Source organism: Cytophaga sp., assembly GCF_051961495.1.
Classification (GTDB): Bacteria; Bacteroidota; Bacteroidia; order Cytophagales; family Cytophagaceae; genus Cytophaga.
In genome coordinates, this window is the sequence record NZ_JBQCDF010000264.1 from 1 (window position 1) to 5,070 (window position 5,070).

The following is a 5,070-nucleotide window of genomic DNA, read 5'->3' on the forward strand; positions in this document are numbered from 1 at the left end:
AGAAGAAGAAGTTATAATTATGAATTATGAATGGGGCTGAATCGTTGTATTCTTTTGTCCGGCCTGTGTTCAAAGACTACGGATATGAATTCATAATTTGTTTTATTAGGAAGAAATTCAACAAAAATGACACAAGCATACATAGGAACATCAATACTCGCACTATTTATATCAGTTGTGCTTATACGCAGCCTCAGCCTGAAAAAGATGGGGATACAGGCTGTTGAATTTGGAAAGAAAGACAAGAAGGATCTGATCATTCCTCCCTTTGCCTTATTTTATTTTTATCTCATCCTTGCACATACCTTTAACTGGCCAACCATTCCTGCACAGCTGTTGTTTTATTCAGAACTGCTGGCCTGGACAGGAGTTGTGCTGTGCTTGTCGGGTTTGCTATTTTTCATCTGGACAATGATTTCATTTAAAAAGAGTTTCCGTGTAGGACTGGTTGAAAATACTGCACAGGGACTGATTACTTCCGGGGCTTTCGCAATCAGTCGTAATCCCATTTATGTATCTTTTGCTGTATTGCTGATTGGGCAGTTCTGCATTTATCCGAGCTGGATCTTTTTGATTTACCTTGCTGCAGGCATAGCTACGTTTCACCGGCAGGTAATCCGCGAAGAAGCATTTTTGAAACAGCAGTACGGAAGTGATTTTCAAGCGTATTGTGAAAAAGTGAGAAGATATATATGAATTATGAATTATGTTTTGTTCATGTATTCAATTCATAATTTATAACTTATAATTCATAATTATTTACGATCCCGGCGATAAGTTCAGTGAGAATTTAAACACGGCATTGTCCGTAGTCCTGGCAAACTGGTATTCGCCATATCTGAAAAATACACCGGCTCCCAAACCCATTTTCAATCCGGATAATTTTAATACAACAATGTTGTTCAGGAAAGCACCGGTTTCCTTGTAACCTTTGCTGAAGTCTTTGATCTGCGGTCCGGCGTGGTTTTCCGGGTGCGTCATATAACCCCAGCCAATGTTATACAAGACCATGAAGTTCGGCATGAAGAACCGGCTGCGGTAATACATCCGTCCGAAGTCATGACTGATGAACAGTCCCACATATTTATCTGCAACAAATTCATTATAACCCATGGTTTCAAAGCTGTTGTGTACAACCACGCCGGCACTTTTGCTGCTGCCTTTGCCTACAAATAATTTACTGTAAGGTGCTTCGCCTTTGGTAGTGCCGCCTGCCAGCTGAATACCGGTTTTTCCTAAATCAACGATCTTAATAAACTGATCGATCCTGAATTCATAACGGGTGTAATGGAAAGGTTGATTGCCTACTTTAAATCCTTTGTCAATGTTAAAATAAAAGATCGGGAAGGCCGATTGCAGCTTGATGGTTTCATCATTCAAACGGATTTCCTGTTCACCAAAAGCATACCGGATGCCGTTGCTCCATTCAAAATAGTTGATGTGATCAAATTCCTGGCCTTTGTACGCATAGAAATAATTCGGCGTTGTGTGCTGATAAGCCATGCCCATTTTATAATCCAGGTACTCCAGCGGATGAGCCTTGAAATAAACAGAAAAGCTTTTGGTATAATCCATGTAGGAAATTAAGAAACGTCTCAGCGTTTCACTTGAGTACTGCGGTGTTTCGAAAGCCACCTGCTGCCCGCCGGCTTCCATCAGATCGTTCATGATGTTTATTGCCACAAAACATCTGAGCGGGTCATAAACTTTCCTCTGTACACCCAGCCCATATTTGAACTTGCCATCAGTCATCCCATAACCAATGAAGCCAGATAGCTGCCAGATGCGTGAGAACCTGTAATTGGTAGAACCTCCAATACCCAGACGGACACCTTCAACACGGTTGTGGTTTAGTACTTTGTTCAGATCCAGATTAACGGCATCAATGGTTAACTTACCGAAATAGATGTTTTGTCCAAGGTTCAGGAATTTCTGCAGCAACAATGGATTGATACCGTTTTCAAAATACTGGTAGGTATTTTTATCGGTTACTGTAGCGGGGATCTGCCGGATCTGGTTCCAGTAGTTGGTATCTTTTTTTATGGCTTTGTCATCATAGGATAAAATACATTCATCAAACTGATGAGGAGGAAAGCTTTTATCAGCCTGGAAATAATAATACCAGGTGTTGGACTGGATAATAGGTGATAAGCCGCCTACATTTTCTGTTCCGCGTAAATAGAGCATCTGGCGTTCAGGATACAGGATGTGATCTACTTCTGTATAGTTAACAGCTACTTCTGTAAGTCCTTTTTTCAAAAATGCAGGTGATGCAATAACATTGCGTACGGAAAAATCTTCGGCACGTATCAGCAATTGCCCTTTTAATGCGCTGAAGTTTCTGTTCTTTTTGGGTGCAAAAGCAATAAGATAATGCAGGCCGTTTTCCAGGTGCAGTGTATCAATAACCGTATAATGGTATTTGTTGATGCTGTTGTTGTTTGCAAGCGGACTGATGTATTTCTTGCCTGTAATCTCAACATAGTTGTCGTATATATTGAAATGCTGTAAGTGTGTTCCCAGCAATGCTACACCCGGAATTCGCACGCCGGAGCTCACAAGGGCATCAACTTTTTCAATCTGATTGAGCTTGTTTTTAATCTTACGGGTGGCAGCGCTTTCAACAATATACAAATGCTGGTCGCCGGAAAGGTTATCCATTTTGATCCACCCCCCTTTACGCAATTTCTGTATGATGTCATTTACATGATTGATATTGCCTACATCAATGGTGAGTTTGCTGTAGGTGTTGTATTCGAGATCTTCGCGTTTGTTGATATTGTTCTCAGCAGAAAGATTGATCGTGTTCTTAACCAGATCAAGTGTATGTGCATCGGTAGGCGTTAAGGGAGGGAACAATAAATAGCGGTTGAGTTTTATAACCAATGTATCTCCGGGAATACTTGTCTTTGAGATTTCAATCTCTACAGTGCGATGCAAAAAACGGGTGAAGGTAACTGTACTGCCGACTGCCGGAAAGGGAATGTCAAAACTGCCGTCTATATTACTGATGTATTCATTGCCGGATGGCTGAATGGTAATATGTACAAAGGAAAGTGTCTGGTTGGAAAAGGTTTCGTAGATTTTACCGTGCAGCGTATCAATTTGTGCCAATGACTGCTGAATTCCTATAATAAGGAACACAAAGCAGGTCGATAGTTGTTGAAGGTTTGAACGGTTGAATTTGTACACATTCAAAAATACAAGATTTATTGTCCCAATAAAAGTTGTAAGCGTTTTATTGAACGTTGATTATTCTCTTGCAGAATGGTGGTATACAAACTTTCTTTTTCCTGTAAAGTTAAATGCCAGCTTAATGCAGCGCGGCCGCTTTTAGGATCCTTCGCAGGTTGAGATTGGTTTTTCTCCGCAAATTTATTGTGGGGAATGTATTCGAATTCAATGACATCAAGCGGACAATTCATCCAGGAAGATGCATATTCAATCAGATTGTCGTTGTTGAAGTCCTGATAGTCGCTCCAGTTGTTGTATAAACTTCCTATAGGAGAAATCACTTTCTGAAATACTGAGCCCGGACTTTGCTTTTCTATTTCCTGGTTCTTTTCTGAATCACGTATGTTGATAAAAATAACACCGCTGGTATTGGTACTGATCCAGTCTTTAAATACATACATAAATGATGTCGCGTCTTTTACTCCAAAATTATCGGACAAGCCTGCATCCATAATTTCCATGGCCGGTTCGCTTGGTAAATCTACGTTGGGAGTAATGTATGGGAACGTGGCACTCATACGCAAGGCACTCATAAAATGAAGGTCGCTCGCTTCCTGTTCTTCAAATATTTTTTTGAATTCAATTCCTTTCAGCTTTTCCTGGAAGTCGGAGTTTACATTGCTCTCATGGTTAGTTGTCATGTAAGCAATATTCAGCGGAGAGATGAATAATTTCCTGCCATCATTGATGATGGTCGGAGATAAGATCAACATGGGTATCTTGGCTTCTTCTTCCGGCTTCTGGTAATCTGAGATCCGTTTGTACATGACATAATTCGTGTTCTCATGAATCTTCTGTTCAAAGGCATAACCACGGTCTTTATAATATTCATGGTTCCCGTCGGTGAATTTCTGGAACCTGAAAAATAAGTCATTTACAACCATACTGAATACAATCGGATTCAATACATCTTCAGAAATATTGTACAGGTATTTGAAATCATTGGCATTTGCAATTTTACCTTCCTGTTGCTGTAAATTCAATTCACGGTAATAACTGGCGCCTATAATACCACCGGAAGCACCGGTAATCAGACGGGTTTGTTTGAAGAGCTGTCCTTTGGTAATACTGTCTGTATACTGTAAGGTACGCATGGTCCATACTGCTGCCCGCTGTCCGCCACCGCTGGCACAGATAAAGATCATCTTGGGTTTTACAGAGTCAGGGAAATGCGAGCGCCAGCGTTCCAGGATTTTGATCGTTTGCTTTTTATCCTCATTATAGGTTTGCGGATTGCTTAAGGCTTTTAAACGATTCATGTCATACACCGCAGTTTTCTTATTGTAATTGATTCCGAAAACCTGGTAAGTGGATTGAATGATTTTTTCCTTGATTAAAATATTGAATACAACCAGGATCAGTACTAATGTTGAAATAGCCCAGCCTCTCAACCAATAGGAGAAGGCTCCGGTAAACATGACAATGATTGAAAAGAACAGGATACCACTGGCTGCTGCCGGAATCTGGAACACCGGATTGTCACGGAACAAGCCAAGGCTTATAATAAGGGTGATCAGGAAAATTTCAACAATTACCGCATTCAGGTGATTCTGGTCAAAAATCAGCATCATCATGGAGCGGTCAAGGTGCTCATGTGTAGGAGTCTTTGCCACTTTCATGTTCAGGGTAAAAAATGAAGTGATGTGGTATTTGTTTTTCAGCTTTTTGGTACGGATATCCTTAAGCACATTTACCCGGTTGATGGAGCTGCGCTTTAAAGTCTTATTCACAGATAAGGCCAGTTCCTTGAAGATATCTTTGTTGGTGCGGCTGAAATACAGGAAGAGAATGAAAATGGTGAATAATTGTCCACATACCATGCCGAACACCTGGCAG

General features: G+C 40.7%; 3 protein-coding genes. 1 reads left to right on the forward strand and 2 read right to left on the reverse strand.

The genetic code is table 11. From position 1 onward, the window contains the following. Positions 1 to 126 precede the first annotated feature (126 nt). Positions 127 to 696 (forward strand): methyltransferase family protein, encoded by a 570-nt coding sequence (locus ACTHJT_RS14615; RefSeq protein ID WP_440239494.1) that lies wholly within the window; start codon positions 127 to 129, stop codon positions 694 to 696. Between the two features lie 63 nt (positions 697 to 759). Here ACTHJT_RS14615 and ACTHJT_RS14620 read toward each other — a convergent pair whose 3' ends face one another. Beyond that, entirely contained in the window at positions 760 to 3,114 is a 2,355-nt protein-coding gene (locus ACTHJT_RS14620) for a DUF5686 family protein (protein ID WP_440239496.1), read from the reverse strand. 95 nt (positions 3,115 to 3,209) lie between these two features. Then, positions 3,210 to 5,070, reverse strand: a 1,861-nt coding sequence (locus ACTHJT_RS14625; RefSeq protein WP_440239498.1) for a patatin-like phospholipase family protein, incomplete at its 5' end; no start/stop codon positions are given.